This window comes from Gordonia sp. Swx-4 (assembly GCF_030316175.1).
Classification (GTDB): domain Bacteria; phylum Actinomycetota; class Actinomycetes; order Mycobacteriales; family Mycobacteriaceae; genus Gordonia; species Gordonia alkanivorans.
In genome coordinates, this window is record NZ_CP128197.1 from 2,073,771 (window position 1) to 2,097,446 (window position 23,676).

Annotated in this window: 25 protein-coding genes and 1 tRNA gene; 15 read left to right on the top strand and 11 right to left on the bottom strand. The window is 65.5% G+C overall.

Features of this window, described 5'->3' with window-relative positions:
- Nucleotides 1-113 precede the first annotated feature (113 nt).
- The 3 genes from PWF70_RS09490 to PWF70_RS09500 form a co-directional block, all read right to left on the bottom strand.
- Complete coding sequence (locus PWF70_RS09490; protein WP_127963265.1) at nucleotides 114-716, bottom strand: TetR family transcriptional regulator; 603 nt, start codon at nucleotides 714-716, stop codon at nucleotides 114-116.
- Nucleotides 713-1,033 (bottom strand): hypothetical protein, encoded by a 321-nt coding sequence (locus PWF70_RS09495; RefSeq protein WP_006357489.1) that lies wholly within the window; start codon nucleotides 1,031-1,033, stop codon nucleotides 713-715. The genes PWF70_RS09490 and PWF70_RS09495 overlap by 4 nt, the downstream gene beginning before the upstream one ends.
- A 174-nt stretch (nucleotides 1,034-1,207) precedes the next feature.
- On the bottom strand, nucleotides 1,208-1,807 hold the full coding sequence (locus tag PWF70_RS09500) for a DUF8020 domain-containing protein (RefSeq protein ID WP_006357488.1): 600 nt from the start codon (nucleotides 1,805-1,807) through the stop codon (nucleotides 1,208-1,210).
- A gap of 300 nt (nucleotides 1,808-2,107) precedes the next feature.
- On the opposite strand from PWF70_RS09500, the gene PWF70_RS09505 reads away from it, so the two are divergent.
- Nucleotides 2,108-2,854 (top strand): class I SAM-dependent methyltransferase, encoded by a 747-nt coding sequence (locus PWF70_RS09505; RefSeq protein WP_006357487.1) that lies wholly within the window; start codon nucleotides 2,108-2,110, stop codon nucleotides 2,852-2,854.
- Nucleotides 2,855-2,866: 12 nt separating this feature from the next.
- Here the strand turns inward: PWF70_RS09505 and PWF70_RS09510 are convergent, their stop codons facing one another.
- The gene (locus PWF70_RS09510) at nucleotides 2,867-3,421 is read right to left on the bottom strand and encodes a TetR/AcrR family transcriptional regulator (protein ID WP_040003981.1); all 555 of its coding nucleotides are present in this window, start codon (nucleotides 3,419-3,421) and stop codon (nucleotides 2,867-2,869) included.
- Nucleotides 3,422-3,547: 126 nt separating this feature from the next.
- On the opposite strand from PWF70_RS09510, the gene PWF70_RS09515 reads away from it, so the two are divergent.
- The 4 genes from PWF70_RS09515 (at nucleotide 3,548) to PWF70_RS09530 (ending at nucleotide 6,343) form a co-directional block, all read left to right on the top strand.
- Complete coding sequence (locus PWF70_RS09515) at nucleotides 3,548-3,697, top strand: hypothetical protein (protein WP_286352931.1); 150 nt, start codon at nucleotides 3,548-3,550, stop codon at nucleotides 3,695-3,697.
- 33 nt (nucleotides 3,698-3,730) lie between these two features.
- Nucleotides 3,731-4,600, top strand: coding sequence for an ABC transporter permease (locus tag PWF70_RS09520; RefSeq protein ID WP_286352932.1), 870 nt, complete (start codon nucleotides 3,731-3,733; stop codon nucleotides 4,598-4,600).
- Between the two features lie 6 nt (nucleotides 4,601-4,606).
- The gene (locus PWF70_RS09525) at nucleotides 4,607-5,251 is read left to right on the top strand and encodes a DUF1254 domain-containing protein (protein ID WP_425269574.1); all 645 of its coding nucleotides are present in this window, start codon (nucleotides 4,607-4,609) and stop codon (nucleotides 5,249-5,251) included.
- Between the two features lie 102 nt (nucleotides 5,252-5,353).
- Nucleotides 5,354-6,343: a glycoside hydrolase family protein gene (locus PWF70_RS09530; RefSeq protein ID WP_286352933.1), complete on the top strand. Its 990-nt coding sequence runs from the start codon at nucleotides 5,354-5,356 to the stop codon at nucleotides 6,341-6,343.
- Here the strand turns inward: PWF70_RS09530 and PWF70_RS09535 are convergent.
- Both PWF70_RS09535 and PWF70_RS09540 read right to left on the bottom strand, forming a co-directional pair.
- Nucleotides 6,340-7,431, bottom strand: a complete 1,092-nt coding sequence (locus PWF70_RS09535; protein ID WP_006356718.1) for an IS630 family transposase — start codon at nucleotides 7,429-7,431, stop codon at nucleotides 6,340-6,342. The genes PWF70_RS09530 and PWF70_RS09535 overlap by 4 nt on opposite strands.
- A gap of 42 nt (nucleotides 7,432-7,473) precedes the next feature.
- A complete protein-coding gene (locus tag PWF70_RS09540) occupies nucleotides 7,474-8,154 on the bottom strand; it encodes a DUF1345 domain-containing protein (protein WP_127963262.1) in 681 nt (226 codons plus the stop codon).
- Nucleotides 8,155-8,501: 347 nt separating this feature from the next.
- Between PWF70_RS09540 and PWF70_RS09545 the strand changes: the two genes are divergently transcribed.
- The 7 genes from PWF70_RS09545 to PWF70_RS09575 all read left to right on the top strand — a co-directional run bounded on the left by PWF70_RS09545 (nucleotide 8,502) and on the right by PWF70_RS09575 (nucleotide 15,938).
- The gene (locus tag PWF70_RS09545; RefSeq protein WP_006360008.1) at nucleotides 8,502-8,795 is read left to right on the top strand and encodes an Rv0250c family protein; all 294 of its coding nucleotides are present in this window, start codon (nucleotides 8,502-8,504) and stop codon (nucleotides 8,793-8,795) included.
- A complete protein-coding gene (gene sdhC, locus PWF70_RS09550; protein ID WP_040004307.1) occupies nucleotides 8,792-9,616 on the top strand; it encodes a succinate dehydrogenase subunit SdhC in 825 nt (274 codons plus the stop codon). Before PWF70_RS09545 ends, sdhC begins: the two co-directional genes overlap by 4 nt.
- Nucleotides 9,617-9,674: 58 nt before the next feature.
- Complete coding sequence (locus tag PWF70_RS09555) at nucleotides 9,675-11,618, top strand: fumarate reductase/succinate dehydrogenase flavoprotein subunit (protein ID WP_006360006.1); 1,944 nt, start codon at nucleotides 9,675-9,677, stop codon at nucleotides 11,616-11,618.
- 1 nt (nucleotide 11,619) lies between these two features.
- Nucleotides 11,620-12,366: a succinate dehydrogenase/fumarate reductase iron-sulfur subunit gene (locus PWF70_RS09560; RefSeq protein WP_006360005.1), complete on the top strand. Its 747-nt coding sequence runs from the start codon at nucleotides 11,620-11,622 to the stop codon at nucleotides 12,364-12,366.
- 250 nt (nucleotides 12,367-12,616) lie between these two features.
- Nucleotides 12,617-13,561, top strand: a complete 945-nt coding sequence (locus PWF70_RS09565; protein WP_042376117.1) for a WcbI family polysaccharide biosynthesis putative acetyltransferase — start codon at nucleotides 12,617-12,619, stop codon at nucleotides 13,559-13,561.
- Entirely contained in the window at nucleotides 13,558-14,568 is a 1,011-nt protein-coding gene (locus PWF70_RS09570; RefSeq protein WP_074849950.1) for a glycosyltransferase family protein, read from the top strand. Before PWF70_RS09565 ends, PWF70_RS09570 begins: the two co-directional genes overlap by 4 nt.
- Nucleotides 14,565-15,938 (top strand): glycosyltransferase, encoded by a 1,374-nt coding sequence (locus PWF70_RS09575; protein WP_286352934.1) that lies wholly within the window; start codon nucleotides 14,565-14,567, stop codon nucleotides 15,936-15,938. Before PWF70_RS09570 ends, PWF70_RS09575 begins: the two co-directional genes overlap by 4 nt.
- Nucleotides 15,939-16,063: 125 nt before the next feature.
- On the opposite strand, the gene PWF70_RS09580 is transcribed toward PWF70_RS09575, so the two are convergent.
- A tRNA-Leu gene (locus PWF70_RS09580) sits at nucleotides 16,064-16,140 on the bottom strand.
- A gap of 99 nt (nucleotides 16,141-16,239) precedes the next feature.
- On the opposite strand from PWF70_RS09580, the gene PWF70_RS09585 reads away from it, so the two are divergent.
- Nucleotides 16,240-16,863 (top strand): ANTAR domain-containing response regulator, encoded by a 624-nt coding sequence (locus PWF70_RS09585; protein ID WP_006360000.1) that lies wholly within the window; start codon nucleotides 16,240-16,242, stop codon nucleotides 16,861-16,863.
- 168 nt (nucleotides 16,864-17,031) lie between these two features.
- The gene (locus PWF70_RS09590; protein WP_286352935.1) at nucleotides 17,032-18,396 is read left to right on the top strand and encodes an ABC transporter substrate-binding protein; all 1,365 of its coding nucleotides are present in this window, start codon (nucleotides 17,032-17,034) and stop codon (nucleotides 18,394-18,396) included.
- 116 nt (nucleotides 18,397-18,512) lie between these two features.
- Here PWF70_RS09590 and PWF70_RS09595 read toward each other — a convergent pair whose 3' ends face one another.
- The 4 genes from PWF70_RS09595 to PWF70_RS09610 are packed head-to-tail and all read right to left on the bottom strand — an operon-like array spanning nucleotide 18,513 to nucleotide 22,862.
- Nucleotides 18,513-19,328: an ABC transporter ATP-binding protein gene (locus PWF70_RS09595; RefSeq protein ID WP_006359997.1), complete on the bottom strand. Its 816-nt coding sequence runs from the start codon at nucleotides 19,326-19,328 to the stop codon at nucleotides 18,513-18,515.
- Entirely contained in the window at nucleotides 19,325-20,461 is a 1,137-nt protein-coding gene (locus PWF70_RS09600; protein ID WP_006359996.1) for an ABC transporter ATP-binding protein, read from the bottom strand. The genes PWF70_RS09595 and PWF70_RS09600 overlap by 4 nt, the downstream gene beginning before the upstream one ends.
- Nucleotides 20,454-21,443, bottom strand: a complete 990-nt coding sequence (locus PWF70_RS09605) for a branched-chain amino acid ABC transporter permease (protein ID WP_005201095.1) — start codon at nucleotides 21,441-21,443, stop codon at nucleotides 20,454-20,456. Before PWF70_RS09605 ends, PWF70_RS09600 begins: the two co-directional genes overlap by 8 nt.
- 3 nt (nucleotides 21,444-21,446) lie before the next feature.
- Nucleotides 21,447-22,862 carry an ABC transporter permease subunit gene (locus PWF70_RS09610; protein WP_006359995.1) on the bottom strand — a complete coding sequence of 472 codons (1,416 nt, stop codon included), beginning with the start codon at nucleotides 22,860-22,862 and terminating at the stop codon, nucleotides 21,447-21,449.
- Nucleotides 22,863-23,084: 222 nt separating this feature from the next.
- On the opposite strand from PWF70_RS09610, the gene PWF70_RS09615 reads away from it, so the two are divergent.
- The gene (locus PWF70_RS09615) at nucleotides 23,085-23,654 is read left to right on the top strand and encodes a GNAT family N-acetyltransferase (protein ID WP_286352936.1); all 570 of its coding nucleotides are present in this window, start codon (nucleotides 23,085-23,087) and stop codon (nucleotides 23,652-23,654) included.
- Nucleotides 23,655-23,676: the final 22 nt, after the last annotated feature.

Here is a 23,676-nt window from a genome sequence, read left to right on the forward strand (position 1 = left end):
CGCTCCCTGAGGTGTGAGGAGCGCCAGCGGCCAGGCGCCACCGCTCCCTGAGGCGTGAGGAGCGCCAGCGACGAGCCACGAAGGGCTGGTGACGGTGCGTTGCAGGCCCTGGCTCACTCCCGGATTCGCGCGGCTTCGATGGCCGGGGCGATGATCTCGGCGAGGTCGGCCGCGACGTCGCGGTTGCCTTCCGGCGGCATCGCGACGAAGCTCAGCGCCATGCGGGTGATCGCGCGCGAGATCCGCTCGATGTCGGAATCAGGCATGGTCAACCATGTCGACTCGCGAAATGCCTGCGACAGTCGCTCGCTCGCAGTGGCGATGATCGGCGCCACGTCGGTCGTGATGAGTTTCATCAGATCCGGCTTGGCCTCGCCGGACAGCAGTGACGCGATCAGGGGATCGGTGGCCACGCCGGTGAAGTACTCGGTGAACGCAGTGCGCAGCGCGCCGGTGACATCGCCGACGTGGTCGGCGAGAGATTCGGCGACATGCCCTGCGAAGCGGTTCGCCAACCTGACCGCATATCCCTGTGCCAGGCCGTATCTCGACCCGAACTCGTTGTAGACGGTTTGTCGGCTCACACCGGTGGCGGCGGCGACATCCGACATGCGGATCGCCGACCAGTCGCGCTCAGTCAGAAGGTCATGCAACCCGTCGAGTAACGAGCTGCGCAGCAGCGACTCGCTGTCCTGCCCGTGATTACGTGTCGTCATCCTGCCGCGCCGACCGGCACCCGCGCGTTCGAGATCTCGGCGCGCAGTGCACTCCCGCCCCCGGCGTCAACGGCGCTACCGGTGTCGACATCAACGTCGAAGCGCACGGCCGTCGCCGGCCACCCGTTCATCTGGATGTTGCGGCTGTGCTGCATGGACCACGCAAGCGGGACGCGCGGGAGTGGGGTCGCGGGACCAGGAGCGAGTCCGAGGTCGGTGGCGATGGTCATGGCCACCAGTTTGCCGTGCTCGGTGGTGGTGGGCCACTGCCCGGCACCTGTCGGCTCACCGGGACGGACGGTCGCCGGGCCAGGCACTGATCAAGACAATGGGCGTTGTCTATACAAAAGTTTCGGTTTGTAAAGTACCCTTCTGCAAAGAAGATCCCTCGCGCGTTTCTGTCGGGGGAGGGCGCGAGGGATCTTCCTGGGGGAACTCCGGGGCGGCGGGGGAAAGGGCCGCGTCCGGAATCGAGGGGAGCTACCCCTCTGTCATGGGGTGTTGATCCAGTTCAGGATCGACTGTGCGGTGGCGGGATCGCCGTTGCTGATGCCGATTGCCGCACCGATGGCAGCGCCGACCCCGGCGCCCCAGATGCAACCGACGATGACGAGGCAGCCGATGATCAGGCCGGTGAGCGCACCGATTGCAGTGGTCACGTTGCCGCCGCGGTTCCAGCCGTTGTTGATGTGCCAGATCATCTGTTGATACGCGCGATCCTTCTTCGCCGACGCGGGACGAACGCCCGCCGCGATCGCGGTGCGAGCCTCCGGCGTGAGGATCGGGGTGAAGGTCGCCTGGGTGCGATCGGCGCTGACCTGCGTGCGCAGCGGCACCGTCGCCCCGTTGAGGGGCAGGGTCAGGGCGACGCGTTCGAGCAGCCGCCCGTTCGGGTCGACGACCCGCAGCTCGCTCCCGGCCGATACGAAGGTGGCGTTCCGCAGGCTCGACGTGATGGAGGTGCCGTCCGCGGAGGCGATCGACAAGTGTGAGGGCGCTGCAGGTGCCGGCGCGCCATGGGCAGTGCCGAACGAGATCGTGAGCACGGCGATGGCCGACGCCGTGATGCCGAACAGGCGGAAACGCTTCATCGGTCGCTCTCCACTTCGTCGTCTGCATGTGGTCGTTGCCGTCGCCGCGATGACCACACCCGGCCACCTAGTGGGCTCCGAGCGCTTTGTCGGGTTCGAGCGGTGTGATTGTTGCACCGTTCCGATCGCGCATGTGCATGTCCGATTCCATTTGGTATGAACGGATGACGTCCAAACATGTGGACCATGTGATCGAGGGAAGCGTCCCGAGGATGGCGCGAGGACCAGCTGTACTGACCCGGGCCGGTCGAGATCGATTGGCATGAGGTTCGAATGGTCGGTGAGTCGTAGCATTGAGGAGTGGGTTTCGCCGTCCCGCCCGAGGCGTACGGACGCTTCATGGGCCGCTACGCCGATCCGCTCGCCGAGGTCTTCACCGCCTTCGCGGGGGTCGGTGCCGATTCGGATGTCCTCGACGTCGGGTGTGGCCCCGGGGCGCTGACCTCCCATGTGCTGACACTGGGTGCTGCTGTGAGCGCGATCGATCCGTCCCCGCCCTTCGTCGATGCCTGTCGCGAACGATTTCCCGACGTTGACGTGCGCCGTGGTACTGCCGAGCAATTACCCTACGACACAGGCGAATTCACCCACGTACTCGCGCAGTTGGTGGTTCATTTCATGACGGACCCGGTTCGCGGTCTCGCGCAGATGGCACGCGTGACACGTCCGGGCGGGACCGTCGCGGCCTGCGTGTGGGACGGGCCGACCGGAGCGCTCGCCCCGTTCTGGGATGCGGTACACGTGCTCGAGCCGGACGCCCGGGATGAGGCGCTGCTGTCCGGCGCGCACCGTGGTCATCTCACGGAACTCTTCGCGATGGCCGGACTGCGGAGCGTCGTCGAGGAGCCGATCACCGTCGACGTTGTCCATCCGAGTTTCGAGGAGTGGTGGGAGCCCTACACTTTCGGCATCGGTCCGGCGGGCGAGTATGTGCAGTCGCTCGACGCCACCGATCGAAGCGAACTCGAGGCGGTGGCGCGGAAGCGTCTCGGCGACGGGCGGTTCATCGTCTCGGCCACTGCGTGGGCCGCACGCGGGACGGTCTGAGCGCGAGGCGGGTCAGTCGTCGGACGACGGGCGCATACCCGCCAACAGGATGGACACCAGGCGCGGCACGAGGTTCGGGGTCACTGCCGCGACGGCCTCGGGCTGAGGGCGTGTGATGAGGCCGATCCCGACGATCAGCTCGAGTGCGTCGAGGTCGTCGCGGACCAGTTCTGCGTTCTTGGCCGAACCGAGCAGTTCGTCGACGCGGGCCAGGGTCTGGGTCTGGGTGGTGCGGACCGCAGCGGTCACGTACTCGGCCAACGCTGCAGACAGGGCGCCGAGATCCAACTCGACGAGCCGATTCACGAACGCCGTCCACGCGGCGTCGGGTGCGGTGGTGATCTGGGTGAGACCCTCGTCGGCGGCGCGCCCGATGTCGTTCAGGATCGCGAGCGCCACTTCGTCAGCGAGCGCATGCCGGGACTCGAAGTTGCGATAGAGCGTGGCGATCCCCACCCCGGCAGCCTCGGCGAGGGTCTCGAGTGCGACACCGCCGCCCTGTGCCGCGAACAGTCGACGGGCCTCTTTGACGATCGCCTGACGACGGCGCGCTGCATCTGCTCGCATGTCCACGTCCTCTCGACCCCGTGACTCGTCCGTCACATCGGTGTTGACAGCCCCAGTCTAACCGGAGGACTATCATCCACTAGATAGCGGAGGAAAAGCATCCGGTTTAGGTCTGGAGGACGTTCGATGACATCCACGGAGATGGGAATCACGGCGAATGAGGAGAAGGTTGCCTCGGGAAAGAAGACGCCGCCGGCCATGGTGATGCTGGTGGGCCTGACCGCCGGTTTAGGCGTCATCCTCATCCTCCTGCTGATGGTCTTCATCCTGCCGTAGCTGAAGAGCGGTGCCCACGATCTGCGGGTCGGTGTGGTCGGTGCGCCGGCCGCGGTCAGTTCGTTCGAGCGAAGCCTGGCCACGGCGGCTCCCGACGCGTACGAGCCACAGCGCTACGACTCGGAGGCCGGGTTGCGAGACGCGATCGAGCACCGTGAGGTGGTCGGCGGTTTCGTGGTCGACGAGGCGGGTGTCCACACCCTGGTTGCCAGCGCAGGCTCGGCGTCGATCAGCGGGAGCCTCACCGGTACCGCGCAGGCGGTCGGGCAGGCAACTGGTGAGAAGGTGACGGTCGAGGACGTCGTCCCGCTGCCCGAGGGCGACCCCACCGGCATCGGCATCGGCGGTCTCGCGTTCCCGCTCGTGTTCGGCGGTATCATGCCGGTCGTCGCGTTCCGGAAGATCTTCCCGCGAAGCAACGGCTGGTACCTGACAGGTCTGATCACCTTCTCGGCCGTCGGTGGCGTCATCGTGGCGTCCATGCTCACCTTCGGGTTCGGCAGTATCGACGCGGGATTGTGGTCGACGGGCTTCTGGGCGGTCGCCGGTTCGATCGCGCTCGGTGTCGCCGCCCTGGCCATCCCTCTGGCCGGCCTGCAGAATGCGTTCGGCGTCAAAGGTTTCACCATCGGTGCGATGGTCATGATGTTCCTCGGCAATCCGCTGGCCGGTATTGCCGGTTCGGCTGCATGGCTGCCGTCCGGGTTGGGTACCGTCGGCCAGATCCTGCCGCCGGGTGCGGCCGGAACCCTGGTCCGCTCGGCCGCCTACTTCGGCGGAGCCGGCGGTCTCACCGCCGGTCTGACCCTTGTCACCTGGATCGTCGTCGGTCTGGTGCTGTTCGTCACGGGAATGCGACGTGCCGCCGTGTCGACACCCGAGGCCGGCGAGCTCGCCAGCTAGGCTTCGATGGCGCGAATCCGGGCGTCGAGTGACGAGCAGACGGTGATCCGGCTCAACCGCGACACCCTCTACAGTTTCGCCGTCGTCGACCTCGCCGAGCCTGCCGTCCTCACGCTGCCCGACGCGGGCGAGCGCTATGTCTCCGCGATGATCGTGAACGAGGACCACTATGTCGGCGGTGTTCTCCACGCTGCGGGCGAGCACACGCTGACGCAGGAACAGTACGGATCGCGGTATGTCCTCGTCGCCGTGCGGATCCTGGTCGATCCGACCGATGCTGCCGACGTTGCCGTGGTGGGCGAGCTGCAGAATCAGGTGACCATCACGTCGGGGTCTGCGGAGGCGTTCGTCTCGCCGGACTACGACACCGCCAGCCTCGACGCGACCCGCAACGCCCTGTTGGAGCTGGCCAAGGGGCTCGACTCGTTCGACCGCACCTTCGGCACCCGCGAGGAGGTCGACCCGGTGCGCCACCTCATCGGGTGCGCCGCGGGTTGGGGCGGACTTCCGACCTCGGAGGCGACCTACGTCGGCGTCGACCCCGCCTCCGGACTGGATCCGTATGACGTTGTGCCCGGTTTCCGGGCACAACGTCATACGCATGTCACCCGCGCGGGTACGCCGCGGCGAGGAGTCGGAGTCATGGTGTAGAGCGGCTCCGCCCGGCGATCGTATCTCGGGGCACCAAGGGTCTCGATAGTTGTATCGGGGAAATTTGCGCGCGCCACAGTCACTTTCGCGGATACTGCTCAGATGATGCTGTCTCAGCGAATTCGCACTCGGTCGAGGCGCATCGGTGCTGTCTGTGTCGCGATGCTGGTATTCGCGGGCCTGCTCGTCGCAACTGCGGGCACCGCCGAGGCGGCGCCGAACTGGCGATACACAATGGTGGCGTTCTCCAACACCAGTTCCCGTCACATGGACGTGTACCAGTCCACGGATGCGAGCCGGTTTCGGCTGCTCCGCTTTGGTGCTTACCGTCCGCCATCAGGCGTGGTGCGCGATCCAAGCATCTTCCACGGTGCGGACGGCTGGTACTACGTCGCCTATACGACCGGCCGGAACACCATCGGGTTCGCGCGGAGCCGGGATCGTGTGAACTGGGCGTTCATGCACGACTACCCGGTTCCATTGTGTTGCGCTTTCCTGCCCGGCACGGGCGATGGCAAGGGAGTGTTCGGCTCCTCGTCGGGGTCGCTGTCGTTCGGGTCGGCCGGTTCGAGCGACGGACCGTCGCTGTCGCCCTTCACCACCAAGGCGTGGGCGCCGGAGTTCTTCGTCGAGGGTGGTCGCGTCAACATCATCCTGTCGATGTCGACGGGCGGAGGGTTCGTGCCCTACGTGATGACGGCGCTCGAACCCGGCCTGCGACTGTGGAGTCCGCCGGTGCCGATCCTCGGCCTCGGTGCGGACCACATCGACACGACCGTGGTGAAGGTCGGCTCCACGTGCCACGCGTTCACGAAAAACGAGACGAAGAAGGTCATCGAACACGCGGTCGCGAAGTCGCTGACCGGTCCCTACCGGTTCGTCCCGATGCGGAGTTTCGGTCGCTTCGTCGAAGGCATGGCGCTGGTCAAACTCCCGAACGGCAACTGGCGCATGTACGTCGACGCGTACAAGCAGCGCCGGTACTTCTACTCCGACAGCAGCGACGGGCTGTCGTCGTGGAGTTCGGCGAAAGAACTGCCCGGGCTCTCCGGATCGGTCCGCCACTTCGGGGTGATCCGGGAGCCCGCCTAGTGTCCTGAGTCATTAATTCGTGTGCAGTAGTGGGCGATGGAGTCGAGGATTTGATCAGCGGTCTTCACCCACACGTAGGGGCGGGGGTTGTCGTTCCAGGTGTCGATCCACGCTCTGATGTCGGCGTTGAGCGCTCTTACGGTGCGGTGGGTGGAACGTTGGAGCTTCTTGGTGGTCAGTTCAGCGAACCAGCGTTCAACGAGGTTCATCCAGGATGAGCTGGTCGGGGTGAAGTGGACAACAAACCGTGGGTGCGAGGTCAGCCATCGCTTCACTGCGGGTGTCTTGTGGGTAGAGGCGTTGTCCATGACCAGGTGGACGTCGAGCTCGTCGGGCACCTCGGCGTCGATCTTGCGTAGGAATCCGATGAATTCTGTTGCGCGATGGCGTGAGTGAAGCGAGCCGATGACTTTTCCCGACGCTATGTCCAACGCCGCGTACAGGCTGGAGGTGCCGTTGCGCACGTAGTCGTGGCTGGCCCGTTGCGGGGTGCCCGGGAGCATGGGAAAGATCGGCTGGGTGCGATCGAGCGCTTGAATTTGGGTTTTCTCGTCAACGCAGAGCACCAAGGCACGTTCGGGTGGGTTCATGTAGAGCCCGACGACGTCGCGGACCTTCTCGGTAAACAGAGGATCCTTCGACAGCTTCCACGAATCCTGTTTGTGCGGAGCCAATCCGAACGCTCGCCAGACACGCGACACCGTTGACTGCGACATGTCGAGATGCTCAGCCATCGACCGGGTCGACCAGTGTGTCGCATTCTTCGGAGTGGTCTCGAGAGTTGCGGTGATCAAGTCTTTGATCTGCTCGTCGTCGACGGTTCGTGGTCGACCGGGCCTGGGTTCGTCGAGCAACCCATCACAGCGTTGCTCGACGAACCGGCCTCGCCACCGCCGCACGGTACTTCGATTGAGTCCGAGTCGTTGTGCCACTTCGGTATTAGAACCACCCTCGGCGGCGGCGAGAACGATTCGTGATCGCATCGCCAAACCCGAGGCTGTCGTTCGTCGACGCGCCCACCCTTCGAGCTCACGGCGCTCGTCATCGGTCAGAACGATATCCACTGCTCGCGGACCCCGGGTTGCCATTCCCTAGCCTAACAACCGAACGACAATTAATGACTCAGGACACTAGGTCGACCCGAGCAGATTGACCGCATTGGCGACGACGAGGCTCAGCACGACGATCGACAGGATCGACTGCGCGGCCATCGCGAGCTTCATCCACCGGGCGAGTGGCAGCACGTCGGTGGGGCTGAATGCCGTCGCGTTGGTGAGAGCGAGGTACAGATAGTCGAAGAACACGGGTCGCCACCCTGCTGGTGCGAGAGTCGGCTCGATCTGTTGAGGAAAGGCGAGATCCGGATGCCGTCGTGGGTGCAGATGCCTGTTGACGGGGCCGCCGCCGTCGAGCTCCCAGTACAGGAACCCGAAGGCCAGAACGGTCTGCATCCACACGAGCGCACCCGAGAGAAGCAGCTCGTTGGCCACCGTCGTGTCCGGATTGCCGTGCAGCAGATCCCACACCAACCGGCCGGCCGCCCAAGCTGCCCCCGCGGCGATCACGACGACCAACGCGATCGACAGTGCCCGCACCCAGCGTCCGGGTCGGTCTATGCGGCCCGGGTCGACGATGACCAAGGCCAGCAGGACCGCACCTTCGATGGCGGGCAGGAGCCAGCTGGTACCCGCTGCATAGCGTGAGGGCAGCAGGAACGGTATGAGCATCGAGAGGAGCACGAATGCCGAGGCTGTCCAGCGTCGTTCGGCGCGCGGACGCTCGCCCGACGGAGCGTTTTCGTCATCGCTCATCGTCCGTGTCTTCCTCGCGTGGCCCGAGCATGGATGGGACGGATCAAGGCTCCCATTCCCTGTGTGGCTGGTTGTGCGCTTCCGCCGACAGCGTCACCGGCAGGGTGTTCGTACCGGCGGTGTGGCCGATGGACGACCAGGGCTTCGCCCGGTCCCCGAACACTTTCGAGAACGAGAGTTCGGCGGTGCCGGGCAACGTGTCGGGACCACATCGCGATGTGCTGCCACCGGTGGGCGGCAGGAGTGCCTCACGAAAGCGGCCCCGCGACACGTTCGACGAAAACCGTTGACGATCCATACTCTGGCGGTACTGTGTGGAACATCACATAGTGGCCGGAGGGATCGCCATGATAAATGCAGAGATCAACGCAATCCATCACAGTATCCAGGCGCTGCGCCATCAGCTGGTGACCCTGAAGGCTCGCTACGGTGACGCCGACAGTGTCCGCCGGATGGTCAACGATCTCGACCGTCTCGACATCGATCTGCACGACTTCGAGCAGCATCCGCCGAAGGTGAAGCCGCAGCAGAAGCCGGGCCAGGCCCGGGTCTACGTGCCGGACAGCAAGTCCGACGAGTCGGCGTGGCTCGGTGCCCAGGACGAAGGGCTCGGGTTCCACTCGCGCGAGCGGACGAAGTGAGCGCGCCCGCGGCTGAGCGGGAATCACCCGGGGTCTTCTCCCCGAGACGGGCGCGCCTGACGGCGCGCACCCTCCGGACAGACCGATGGTGGCTGTCGCCGTTGCTGACGGTCATCGGTCTCTCGGCGTTCGTCATCTATGCGACCGTGCGATCGTTCGTCCGGAGTGCCTACTACGTCGCGGATTATCACTACCTCACGCCGTTCTACTCGCCGTGTCTGAGCGAGTCGTGCGTGCCCGGATCGAGTCATTTCGGGACGCCGTTCCCGGAACTCCCGATGTGGATTCCGCTGGCGTTCCTCACGTTGCCGTTCCTCCTCGGGTTCCGGTTGACCTGCTACTACTACCGCAAGGCCTACTATCGGTCGATCTGGTTGTCCCCGCCGGCATGCGCCGTCGCCGAACCCCACACCAAGTACACGGGGGAGACGCGGCTGCCGCTGATCATCCAGAACTCGCACCGGTACTTCTTCTATGCGGCCGTGGTCATCTCGGTGATCAACAGTTACGACGTCATCGTCTCGTTCCACGCCAAGGACGGCGGATTCGGTCTGGGGCTGGGCAATGTGATCCTCGTGGTCAACGTGGTTCTGCTCTGGGTCTATACGGTGTCCTGCCATTCGTGTCGGCACGTGACCGGCGGCCGGCTCAAGCATTTCTCGAATCATCCGGTGCGGTACTGGATCTGGACCCAGGTCTCCAAGTTGAACACCCGGCACATGCAGTTCGCCTGGATCACGCTCGGCACACTCGTGCTCACCGACTTCTACATCATGCTGGTGGCCAGCAACACCATCTCTGATCTGAGGTTCGTGGGTTGATCGATCGAGGTCGCAACGACTGTTGTGCAACCGTTTTCAACGTTGGGAGTCGCGCTAGATGACCGAACCGGAACGCTACCAGTACGACGTCGTTGTGATCGGTGCGGGTGGTGCCGGCCTGCGAGCGGTCATCGAAGCTCGTGAGAAGGGCTATTCGGTCGCAGTCGTGTGCAAGTCGCTGTTCGGCAAGGCACACACCGTGATGGCCGAAGGTGGCTGCGCGGCGTCGATGGGTAACGCGAACGCGAAGGACAACTGGGCGACGCACTTCCAGGACACGATGCGTGGCGGGAAGTTCCTGAACAACTGGCGCATGGCCGAACTGCATGCCAAGGAAGCGCCCGACCGGGTGTGGGAACTGGAAACCTATGGGGCGCTGTTCGACCGGACCGCTGACGGCCGGATCGCACAGCGCAACTTCGGCGGCCACACCTACCCGCGCCTGGCTCACGTCGGAGACCGGACCGGACTGGAACTCATCCGAACCATGCAGCAGAAGATCGTCTCGCTGCAGCAGGAGGACTTCGCGGCCACCGGTGACTACGAGTCCCGCATCAAGGTCTTTGCCGAGTGCACCATCACCGAGCTGCTGAAAGACGGCGACGCCATCGCCGGTGCGTTCGGGTACTGGCGCGAGTCCGGCCGGTTCATCGTGTTCGAGGCACCTGCGGTGGTGGTCGCTACTGGCGGTATCGGCAAGTCGTTCAAGGTGACGTCGAACTCCTGGGAGTACACCGGCGACGGGCACGCGCTCGCCCTGCGCGCAGGCGCGAGCCTGATCAACATGGAGTTCGTCCAGTTCCACCCGACGGGGATGGTGTGGCCGCCCAGCGTGAAGGGCATCCTCGTGACCGAAGGCGTCCGCGGTGACGGCGGCGTCCTCAAGAACACCGACGGCAAGCGGTTCATGTTCGACTACATCCCGCCGGTGTTCAAGGGTCAGTACGCGGAGACGGAGAAGGAAGCCGACGAGTGGCTCGCGGACAACGACTCCGCCCGCCGCACACCGGATCTCCTCCCGCGCGACGAGGTCGCCCGCGCGATCAACGAGGAGGTCAAGGCCGGTCGCGGCACCGAGCACGGTGGCGTCTATCTCGACATCGCGTCCCGCATGCCGGCGGAGGAGATCATCCGGCGGCTTCCGTCGATGCATCACCAGTTCAAAGAGCTTGCCGACGTGGACATCACGAAGGAGCCAATGGAGGTCGGCCCGACCTGCCACTACGTGATGGGTGGGATCGAGGTCGATCCCGACACCGCGGCGTCGCGCGTGCCTGGACTGTTCGCCGCCGGCGAGTGTTCCGGCGGTATGCACGGGTCGAACCGACTGGGCGGCAACTCGCTGTCCGATCTGCTCGTGTTCGGTCGACGAGCAGGGCTCGGCGCGGCGTCGTATGTCGAGTCGCTGGGTAACCGGCCCGAGATCGCGCAAGACGACATCGACCGGGCGGCCGAATACGCGCTCTCTCCGTTCGATCCGCCCGCCGACGGCAAGCCGGAGAACCCGTACACGCTGCACATGGATCTGCAGCAGGCGATGAACGACCTCGTCGGCATCATCCGCAAAGAAGCGGAGATGCAGGAGGCGCTCCGCGTGCTCTCCGACCTCCGGAACCGGCTCGGCAGCATGCAGGTCGAGGGGCATCGGCAGTTCAATCCGGGGTGGCATCTCGCGATCGATCTCCGGAACATGCTCCTGGTCAGCGAATGTGTCGCCAAGGCGGCACTGATGCGCACCGAGAGTCGCGGCGGACACACCCGCGACGATCACCCGTCGATGGATTCGGCCTGGCGCAACACCCTGCTGGTCTGCACGGCAGAAACGAGCACCGACTCACCGGTCCCGGAGGTCGAGGTCGTCGAGGAAGAACAGGAACCGATGCGGCCGGACCTGCTGGAGCTCTTCGAGTTCGAAGAGATCGAAAAGTACTACACCGCAGCCGAAATCGCTGGTCATCCCGGCGCCGGGGGCGAGCGAGCCGAGGGACAGTCGGAGGACTGACATGGGTTACGACGCGAAGTTCCGAGTGTGGCGAGGCGACATCGAAGGCGGTGGTCTCGAGGATTACACGGTGCAGGCCAACGACGGCGAGGTGGTGCTCGACATCATCCACCGCCTCCAGGCGACCCAAGCTCCCGACCTGGCCGTGCGCTGGAACTGCAAGGCGGGCAAATGTGGGTCGTGTTCCGCTGAGGTGAACGGACGTCCGAAGCTGTTGTGCATGACCCGGATGTCGACGTTCACCGAGGACGAGGTCATCACGGTCACCCCGATGCGCACGTTCCCGGTCATCCGTGACCTCGTCACCGATGTCTCGTTCAACTACACGAAGGCCCGCGAGATCCAGTCGTTCACGCCGCCGCCCGGGCTTGGGCCGGGGGAGTACCGGATGAAGCAGGTCGACGTGCAACGGTCGCAGGAGTTCCGCAAGTGCATCGAGTGCTTCCTGTGCCAGAACACCTGCCACGTCGTCCGCGACCACGAGGAGAACAAAGAAGCCTTCGCCGGCCCCCGCTACCTGATGCGGATCGCCGAGCTCGACATGCACCCGCTCGACGTCGCCGAACGTCGCGACACCGCGCAGAACGAGCACGGTCTCGGGTTCTGCAACATCACCAAGTGCTGCTCCGACGTCTGCCCGGAACACATCAAGATCACCGACAACGCCCTCATCCCGATGAAGGAGCGCGTCGTCGACCGCAAATACGACCCGCTGGTATGGCTGGGTAACAAGCTCTTCCGACGCTAGCGCCACTTCTCGCGCTCACCCGGCGACCCCGGGCGTCACGTCCCCGGCACTGATCGGGTGACACCGCCGACGGCTCTCGACGAGCCCGTCGCAGTCGTCGTGCCCCTGGTGTGACCTGGTCGATGATTCGGCAACGGGCGAAACGGATACACGAGCGGTGCAGGGGTACCGACCAGGGGCCCATCAGGAGGGGAGTCGGTACTTCGATGACAGGGACCCATCGCGTCGTCAGACGTACTCCGGAGCTCGTATGAGGACGAGTGACGAAGAGCTGGTCGACGGTCGGACCCGGCACTACGGCGAGTTCTACGGCGTCGTCGAGGCTCCGCGGAACGATGACCGGAAGATACTCGTCGTCTGGGGAAACTGCCAGGCCGAGGCCTTGCGGATTGTCCTGTCCAGCTCTCCCGACCTCCCGTTCCGTACCGTTCGCGTCCCGCCGGTCCACGAACTCGAGTCCGCCGACATGGCGCGGGTCGAGGACCTCATGAGCAGAGCAGCGATCATCGTCTCCCAACCGGTGCGTACCGGGTACCGGGGATTTCAGATCGGAACCTCGGACCTGGCCGACCTGGCGCCATCGGCGTCCGTCATCGTCTGGCCGGTCATCCGCTACGGCGGATTGTTTCCGTTCCAGGTCATCGCCCGACACCCAGCGCAGCCGTCCGCAGTACCCGCGGCGGTTCCGTACCACGATCTGCGAACGGTCCTCGCCGTGGTGGCCGGTCGCGACCGCTTCGACGAATGGGACGTCGACGTCGCCGCCGAACGCATCCGGGAAGCAGCGCAATGGAGTGTGGATCAGCTCGCCGTCCGCGAGCGGCGGCACTGTGACGTCGGGATCTCCGACACCCTGCTCGACCTCGGGGCCGATGCCGCCCACACGATCAACCACCCTGGAAATCGAGTGTTGCTCGCCCTCGGCGGCCGGATCCTCGACTCGCTCGGGGCGTCGGCGCCGGTCCCACCCTCACGCGACCTGCTCGGCAACATCCGAGCCCCCTTGGAGCGACGGGTGATCGACGCGCTGGGGATCGACGCGTGCCCGCGGACGTCGTGGGACGTCGACGGTGTGGCACTGACCGAGGACGACGTTCGCCGTCGCCAGATGCACTGGTACGCAGACCATCCCGAGTTCATCGGAGCAGTGTTGGACCGTTACACCGACCTCATCGAGATCCTGGGCCTGTCGTGACGGGGCCGATCGGACATCTCCTGGTCGGACCCCGCTCACACGGTGTGGTCCGATATGCGCAGTCGGTCTTCGATGCGGTACGCGCCGAGAGCGCGGATCATCGTTTGGCGCACGTGCTCACGCTCGGCGCCGGTGTCGTATCAGGACTGGACGAGTGTGCGCTCGTGCACGTGCACGTGACCGATCGCCTGTTCGGACGTACGCCACGGCAAGCCCGGGACAGCGTGCTCGCCCTGTTCGCGGCACTGGACCGGCCGGTCTCGGTGACCCTGCATGATCTGCCCCAGCCCTCGGACGGACCGGCGATGCAGGCACGTGCCGATTTCTATCGCGCGGTGGCGCGGGCCGCGACAGGAGTGATCGTGTCGAGTCACCACGAGGCGTCGCTCTTCGCCGAGTACGTCGACGCGACGATCGGCGTCGAGGTCATACCGCTGATGTTCGACACCGTCCGCGTCGACAAGCCCTCGGAATCAGCGGAACTGACGGTCGGTGTCCTCGGCTACCTGTACCCCGGGAAGGGGCACCTGGAGACACTGCAGGCTATGTCCGGCCTCGACCCGTCCATCGGTTTCGTCGCGCTCGGCACCCCGTCACCCGGCCACGAAGACCTGGCCGATGAACTCGCCAAGGTCGCCGCGGAGATGGGACGGCGGTGCACGGTCACGGGGTTCCTGACCGACGACGAACTGATCCGGGCGTCGGCCGAGGTCACGGTTCCGGCCGCCTATCACCGGCACATGTCGGCCTCCGGGTCGATCAACTCCTGGATCTCCGCCGGGCGCCGACCGCTGGTCCCGAGCACCGCCTACACCGATGAACTCGCCGCTCGTTCCCCGGGCGTCCTGACGATGCACGCCAACAACGATGCTGCTCTGCGGACCGCTCTCGAGAGCGCGTTCGCGAATCCCGCGAGCACCTGGATCGATCCGGCGGTGACGCCGTCGCCCACCGCCGCCGACGTCGGCCGGGCTCACGAGCGACTGGTCCGGCGGTGGAGTGCATGACCGTCATGAGGCTCGGCGACGGCCGAACCGTGGTGGCCGACAATCGCTGGGACCTGGTCGGTGAGGCTTCGACGACGCCGCTGGTGAGTGTCGTGATCCCGTACTACAACCAACCCCACCAACTCGCGTTGGTCCTCGAGGCGTTGACGGCCCAGACCCACCCGCCGGATCGTCTCGAAGTGGTCGTCGCCGACGATGGCTCGACATGTTCGCCGGACGTGAGAGCGTGGACATCGCGACTCGACATCACCGTGGTGACGCAGGAGGACAACGGCTTCCGAGCGGCAGCCGCCCGCAATCTGGGTGTCGCGGCGTCGAGCGGTACGGTCCTGTGTTTCCTCGACGCGGACACGGTGCCGACACCCGACTACATCCGGCAGTCGATCAGATTGCCCGCCGCGGCGCCCGACGCACTCGTGGTCGGGCGGCGTAAGCACGCCGACCTGAGCCGGGTCGCCCCGGACTCGGTGGTGGGGTGGTTGTCCGAACAACGGCCGCTCGAATCCTCGCACGACTGCGAACCCGGATGGCTGGTCGATGCGTACGACCGCACGTCCAACCTCCTGAACCCGGGCTGGGACGGTTACAAGTATCTGATCAGTGCGGTGATGACCTGCAGCCGTCAATTGTTCGACGACGTCGGAGGCTTCGACCCGTCGTTCGTCCACTACGGCGGTGAGGACTGGGAATTCGCGAACCGGGCCTTCATGATGGGCGCGGTGTTCGCGCACGAACCCGACGCACTGGCCTGGCACGATGGTCCCGACTGGGCCGAACGTTCGGTGCCGGAACGGATCTCGGAGAAGAACGCCGAAGCCCTCGCGCTCGCCCCGCTCATCACCGATCCGGCGGCCCGTACTGCCGGCCTAATGTACGCGATCCCGGACATCGTGGTGCTCGTGTCGACGGCGGGGCACACCGCGGCATCGCTGATGCGTACTGTCGCCGGCGCGTTGCGAGGGATGGATGCTGCTGTCTGGCTTGTCGGCGAACATGCCGACGCTTTGCTCATCCAACTGGGCGTGGACGATTCGCGAATCCGGGTCGGTGGTCCGGACGCATCGACGCTGTCGCGGTGCAGGTTCGTCGTCGAGGTCGCCGGTACCGTGGTCTTCTCCGTTGATTCGCTCGCGCTGCTCACGGCCCAGGTCGGGCCGGGGGAATGCGGCCAGGTGACGGTGGACTTCGACGGATCACCGGCCTCGGTAACGGTCACGTCGTCGCGCGCACGGCACCGTGTCCGACGCTGGGCAGCGCACACCGACGTGGGCCCTGGCGAGCTTCTCGACCGGTTGTTCGGGGTCCGAACAGTGCATCACAGCGAGGTCGAGATCGTCCTCGGCGACGAGGAACCGGCGTTGTCCTGGTGAGTGTGGTCCGCAGGTGATCGGCACTCCCGAACCTCACCTCGACCGGCAGACTTCGATCGAGTTCTGCGTGTCAGGGATGACGTCGACCGGTCACCGGAGTGGAACTCCACAGACCTGCGATTTATTGGTGCCCCCGGTGAGACTCGAACTCACACTGGACGGGTTTTGAATCCGTTGCCTCTGCCAATTGGGCTACGGGGGCCAGTGCGCGGGTTGCCCCGTGCAGGAGCCAACTCTAGATGATCGGCCGACCGGCCCGGCAACCGGTACTCTTCTGTTCGACTATGGCGTGGAGGAGGGGATGGTGACAGTGACCGACAGTGCGACCACGACAACTGGTGAGACGACGAAGACGCATCGTGTGCTGGTGGCCGAGGACGACTCGCTGATCCGTATGGATCTGATCGAGATGCTCCGCGAAGAGGGCTATGACGTCGTGGGGGAGGCTCCCAACGGTCAGGTCGCCGTCGAGCTCACGGAGTCCCTGAAACCCGACCTGGTCATCATGGACATCAAGATGCCCATCCGCGACGGCATCGACGCGGCGACGGAGATCGCGGAGAAGCGGCTGGCGCCGGTCGTCATGCTCACCGCGTTCAGCCAGCGGGACTTCATCGAGAAGGCGCGCGACGCCGGCGCGATGGCTTACCTGGTCAAACCGTTCACCAAGGCCGATCTGGTGCCGGCCATCGAGGTGGCCGTCAGTCGCTATCACGAGCTCAAACTGCTGGAGCGCGAGGTCGCGACGATGAACGAGCGGCTCGAGACCCGCAAGCTCGTCGAACGCGCCAAAGGTCTGCTCATGCAGAAACAGGGCCTTTCCGAGCCCGAGGCGTTCAAGTGGATTCAGCGTGCCGCGATGGACCGTCGGACAACGATGAAAGCCGTGGCCCAGGTCGTCGTGGAGACCCTCGGGACGAACTGACGAAGGACAGGTCGATTTGACGCAATGCGTCTGCGCGCAAGTCAGTTTCACTGTCTTTACGCAGGGGCAACAAGATCGCGCTAGCTTTTCCCCAGCGAGGCGCGGTTGGATGCGTCGATCTCGATGCACCGCTCTCGTGTGACAACTCCAATCGCAAGGAGAGCATTGATGTCCTTTCGTTCTTTGACGAGCGGGGCAGTGGTCATAACTGCGGCGGCAGCGCTCGTCGTCGCCGGCTGCAGCAGCTCTGACTCTGGTTCCGACGAAGGCTCCGGAGGCTCGGCCAGCGCGGCCGTAGAGTCCACTCCCGCACCCCCCGGCATGGGCCTCGCGCAGAAGCTGGCCTGTAACCCGCCGAAGGCCACGCCGGGCCCCGAGAGCACCGCTCCGCTGAAGATCGGCACGCTGCTCCCCGAGACCGGCTCCCTCGCCTTCCTGGGGCCGCCCATGGTGGCCGGTGTCAACCTGGCCATCAAGGACATCAACGCCGCCGGCGGTGTGCTCGACAAGCCCGTCGAGCTGGTCACCGGTGACTCCGGCGACACCACCACCGACACCGCCAACGCCACCGTCGACCGCGAGCTCAGCGCCGGCACCCAGGTGATCATCGGTGCGGCGTCGTCGTCGGTGTCGCTGAAGGTCATCGACAAGATCGCCAACGCGGGCGCCGTCATGTTCTCGCCGGCCAACACCTCCGACGAGTTCACCTGCTACCAGGACAAGGGACAGTACTTCCGTACCGCTCCCGCCGATGTCCTGCAGGCCCAGGCACTCTCGCAGACGATGGCCGAGGACGGCGTTCAGCGTGTGTCCATCCTCGCCCTCAACGACCCGTACGGAACGGGCCTGGCCGACAACACCGTTCGCGACCTCGAGGCCGCCGGTGTGCCCGCCGACCAGATCCAGAAGATCATTTACGACCCGAATGCCCAGTCGTTCAACGCCGAGGTCGACCAGGTGAAGAACTTCAACCCGGACGGCGTTGCGCTCATCGGGTTCGAGGAGAGCGCCAAGATCCTCACCCGTATGCACGAGGTGGGCATCGGACCGAGCGACGGCAAGCTCGTCTACGGCGTCGACGGCAACATGGGTAACGCACTCGGCGAGTCGGTCGGTTCCGGCCTGCTCAAGGGTATGAAGGGCACGACTCCGCTCACCCAGACCAGCGGTGAGTTCCAGTCCGCGCTCAAGGATCTCGATCCGAAGCTGATCGACTTCAACTACTCGGGCGAGAGCTACGACGCCGCGGTGCTGAGTGCGCTCGCCGCGACCGCAGCCAAGTCGACCGACGGCCGCACGATCGCCGCCAACATCATCGGCGTCACCAACGGCGACGAGAACTGCGACTCGTACCAGGCGTGCCTGGATGCGCTGAAGAGCGGCAAGACGATCGCCTACGTCGGCAAGACCGGGAACCTGGCGTTCAACGCCGCCGGTGAGCCCAGCGTCGGCTCCTACGGCGTCCTCGAGTTCGACGGGGACAACAAGCTGCTGACCCCGACCCGCAAGTACGTGTCGGTGGCCGCGCAGTAGTCACACAAGACCAGAGACCCTCGGCTTACGAGCCGAGGGTCTCTGTGTGTCCGCGCACGAAATCCGTTGCCGCTCACCGTCCCCGCGTGAGCGGCAACGGATCCCGTGAGCGAAGCCTACGTCTTCTTCTCCGAGCTGCCCGCCAGCGTGCCCAGGTAGAGCTCGATGATCTTGGGATCCTTGGCGAGGTTGCTGCCGGTGTCGGTGTAGGCGTTGCGACCCTGGTCGAGAACGTAACCGCGGTCGCAGATCTGGAGGCAGCGGCGGGCGTTCTGCTCGACCATGATGATCGAGACGCCGGTTGCGTTGATCGCCTTGCAGCGGATGAACACCTCGTCCTGGAACATGGGGGACAGGCCTGCCGACGGCTCGTCGAGCAGCAAGACCGCCGGGTCCATCATCAGGGCCCGGCCCATCGCGACCATCTGCCGTTCGCCGCCGGACAGCGCGCCCGCCTTGATCTTCCGACGCTCCGACAGGAGCGGGAACAGCTCGGAGACGAACTCGAACCGCTTGGCGAACGTCTTCGGCCGCAGGTAGACGCCCATCTCGAGGTTCTCCTCGATCGTCAGCGCGGGGAACACATTCTGTGTCTGCGGGACGTATCCGACACCCTTGTCGACGAGGACGTGTGCCTTGGCCGAGGTGATGTCGTCGCCGCGCAGGGTGACCGAACCCTTACGGACCGGGATCAGCCCGAACAGGGTCTTGAGCAGCGTCGACTTGCCGGCGCCGTTCGGACCGATGATGCCCACGATCTCCCCGTCGTTCAGGAAGAAGTTGCACTCCTCGAGGATGTTGATCCCCGGCAGATAGCCGGCGGTGATGTCGTCGGCGCGCAGCAACGCATTCGTCGCGAGCTTGCGGTGCTCGTCGGGGGTGGCCGCGCGCTGTGCCGGTGTCAGCGACCCGCCGTCCGATCCCAGGCTCATCGCTCGGTCTCCTTCTTGTCCGTATCGACGCCGGCCGGATCGGCGGGCGGCAACTCGACCGGCTCGGAGAGGTCGCCGCCTTCTTCGAGGGTGGCCTCGATGGCTGCCTCGACCTGCTCGGCGAGCACCGCGGTCGCACCGACGGGCTGACCCTGGTCGTCGAACTCCAGTGCCTGGTCGTGGTGACCGCCGAGATAGGCGTCGACGACGGCCTCGTTGTCGCCCAGGCGATCCGGCAGGGATTCGGCGATGATCTGGCCCTGGGCCATCACCACCACCCAGTCACTGATGTCGCGGATGACGTCCATGTCGTGTTCGACGAAGACCACCGTCACGCCCTCGTCGCGCAGCGACTTGATGTGTTCGAGCAAGCTCTGCGTGAGGGCCGGGTTCACACCGGCCATCGGCTCGTCGAGCATCACGATCTCGGGATCGGTCATCAGCGCGCGTGCCATTTCCAGCAACTTGCGCTGACCACCGGACAGCGAGCCGGCGAAGTCGTCGGCCTTGGCGTCGAGCTTGAACCGCCGCAGCAGTTCGTGTGCGCGCTCGGTGATCTCGGCTTCCTGTTTGCGCCAGGTCCACGGGGCCAGGGCGGCGAGGAAGTGTTCGCCGCGCTGGCCGGTGGCACCGAGCTTGACGTTGTCGAGCACCGACATCTTCGACAGCGCCTTGGTCAGCTGGAAGGTGCGCACCATGCCGCGGCGTGCGACCTGGTGCGGGACCATCCGGCCGAGGGATTCGCCGTTGAGCGACCACGTACCCGAATCCGGTTTGTCGAAACCGGTGATCAGGTTGAAGAACGTGGTCTTGCCGGCACCGTTGGGTCCGATGAGGCCGGTGATCGCGCCGCGTTGCACCTCGAGGTGGTCGACCTGGACCGCCCTGATGCCGCCGAAGGTGCGGGAGATGTTGTCCACCACGATGATCGGGTCGGGCTTTGCCGATCCCGGTTCGGGTGACACCTCCGCGAACAGTCGCGAGCGCTCGGGCGCCGACAGGGTCGTCAGATCGCGGCGCGTCGCCCGCGTACCGGCGATGTCGGGACCGGTCTCGTCGACGACGATCCCGGTGTCGCCCAACGGCGTCGAGGGCTCGTCGTCGTGTGCCGAATGGCGTCCGTCATCAGGCATCGAGCTGCACCTCCCTCTTGTTGCCGAGGAGTCCCTGTGGTCGGAACACCATCATCAGGATGATCGCCAGACCCAGCAGCACGTAGCGGATCGCGCCGACCTGCTGCGCCGAGAGGTCCAGCATCGGGTTGTCGCCGGACGTGGCCTGGCGCAACAGCGCGTCGGGGATGGCCAGCAGGAACCAGAACAGCATCGCGCCGAGGACCGGTCCGAACACCGTCGCCGCACCGCCGAGAATGAGTGCGCCGTAGGCGAAGAAGGTCTGGGCGGTGGAGTAGAAGTCCGGGTTGATCGACTGCGTCGCGAGTGCGTTGAACACGCCTGCGAGGCCACCGATACAGCCACCAAGGATGAGTGCCTGCATCTTGAAGGAATAGGCGTTCTTGCCGAGCGATCGGGCGGCGTCCTCGTCCTCGCGCACCGCCTTCAGCACGCGACCCCAGGGGGAGTGGACGAGCAGGTAGACCATGAGGCACAGGAGCAGGACGACGGACCAGCCCACCACCATCGACCACAGGTCGCCGCCGAGGAACTTGACCCCGAAGAACGAGTACTGCTTGCCGTTGTCGAACGGGCTGATCGAGAAAAAACCGCTCGCGTAGCCGTAGATCCCGTTGGTGGAGTGGGTGAAATCGTCCGACGACGTCGACCGGAACACCAGTCGGAGGATCTCCGACGCGGCGATGGTGACGATCGCCAGATAGTCCGCTCGCAGACGAAGTGTCGGGATGCCGAGGACCACCGCGAGCATGCCGGCTGCGGCGATACCCACGATGGCGCCGAGCCAGAGCGGCTGGTCGTAGTTGACGGCCATGATGCCCACGCCGTATCCGCCGAGGAGGGCGAAGGCGATCTGGCCGAAGTTGAGCAGCCCGGCATAGCCGAAGTGCAGGTTGAGGCCGATGGCCAGTAGAGCGTAGAAGATCGCCGACGGGCCGATGAGCTGTGCGAACGCAATCTGTAGCGCTGAGATGATGTCCATGGGTCAGCCGATCCTCGCTCGCGATCCGAGAATGCCCTGGGGCCGGATGGTCAGGATGATGATCAGGATCAACAGGCCGCCGATGTACTTCAGGTCGGGGCTGAGGATGTAGGTCGACAGCTGAACGAGCAATCCGACGATGAGGCAGCCGAGCAGGGCGCCGTAGGCGGTGCCGAGTCCGCCGAGCGTGATGCCCGCGAACATCAGCAGCAGGAGCTTGAATCCCATCTCCCATTGCACCCGGCCGCCGAGTTCGGAGAGCGCGAACATCACGCCGCCGAGTGTCGCCAGGCCGCCGGCGAGCGCCCACACGAACAGGATGACGCGGTCGACGTCGATCCCCGACGACTCGGCGAGGTCCCTGTTGTCGGCGACGGCACGCATGGCCTTGCCGATCCTGGTCCGCTGCAACAACAGAGCGACGCCGAGGAGCACCACGACACAGATGACGATGCAGGCCAGATTCACCGGCGTGATCGCGAACGGACCCGAGCCGATCTGCGTCTGTGCCTGGTAGTCGTTGAACGGTTCGGCCCGGTCGGAGAAGAAGATCAGGATCAGATACCGCATCACCAGGGCGAGGCCGATCGACACGACGAGCATGGCGATCAGCCCGGTTCGTCGCCGTCTCAGCGGTCTCCAGAGACCGAGCTCGTTCAGGATGCCGATGCCGACGCCGACGATGACCGCGAGGATCGTCGCCGGTATCAGCTGTAGGCCGACCTTCACGTTGAACACCCACGCGACCACCGCTCCCAGGGTCACCAGCTCGCCGTGCGAGAAGTTGGTGAGGCCGGTCGTCCCGAAGATCAGGCTGAGGCCGACGCCGGTGATGGCGATGATGAGACCGAAACGGATGCCGTCGATGGCCAGACGGGTGAGTTCGGCGACCGCCGAGACCTCCGTACCGGTCCGCACCTCACCGAACGAGAAGATGACCGGCCGCGCCGTTCCGCCACTGACATCGACCGGTAGCTCGGGCTTCTGGACCTCCACATCGTCTGGGAGAGAGTCGGTGTCGACGACGACGGTGTACCTCCCGGGCGGCACCATGATCGACCAGGCTCCGGTCGCCGACGACGTGGCCGTCCCGACGACGGTGCCTGACGCGTCCTTCGCCTCGAGTTTCACCCCCTCGACCTTCTCGGCGCCGTTCCGCAGGACACCGAACACCCGCACCTCGTCGGGGGCGGCGTCGGCGGACGGGGTCCCGAAGAGCCCGCACAGCATCGACGCCGCGACGAACAGCAGGACGGCCAGCGCGGTGCGCCGCGTCGACGCCGATGGGCGCCGACGGGATGGCGGGCGGCAGGACGGTGATCGGGTCTGGCGGGCGGGCCGACACTCGGGGCGATGCGCGTGAGTCCGTTCGGTGTGGTCGTCGGGCACGAGTGCGGCCTGCCGGTCAGGCTCTGTCATCGAGGGTGGTACCTCCCTTGCGGACCTGTACGCCAGTGACATCCATCGGCCATGACCTGGCCGATCACTGCGCGGCCGGTCACCCTGCGGGACATTAGCCGCAGCTTCGTCGCCACGTGACGACAACGACGTTTCCCGGAAGTTACATCTGCGGCGACGCAGGGTGGGCTCGATCGATGCGATGTGGTGCTGGCGTACCCATCAGGGCCGTACCCTGGTCGGATGCTGCCGGTGACCATCACACAGACCAGAGACGTCGAACTCGCGAGTGCGCTGCTCGCGCAGGCGTTCGCCGACGACCCGGTGACGCTGTGGATGGACCCGGACACCGCTCGTCACCGCGCGGTGTTCCGGACTCTGCTCGTCCACATCCACGGGAAGGGATCGACGATCGATCTCGCGATGCGCGACGGGCAGCCGGTCGGCGCGGCCGCCTGGGATCCGCCCGGGCACAAGATCTCGACGAGGGCACAGCTGGTGTCGTCCTGGGAGTTCCTTCGGACTCTCGGGCCCCGGATCGGCCGCGGGATCAAGCTGGAGGCCGAGTTCGCCAAGCATCGTCCGAAAGAGCCGCATTGGTATCTGGGACAGATCGGCGCCCCGGTCAAGGGGGCCGGCGTCGGCACGGCGCTGTTGCAGCACCGGCTCGAGCAGATCGACGGACCGGCCTACCTCGAGAGCTCGAACGCTCTCAATGTCCCGCTGTACGAGCGGTTCGGTTTCCAGGTCACCGCGGAATTCGAACTCCCTCTCGACGGCCCCAAGGTCTGGGCCATGTACCGGCCGATGTGACCCCTGACCGTCCACCCGTCCG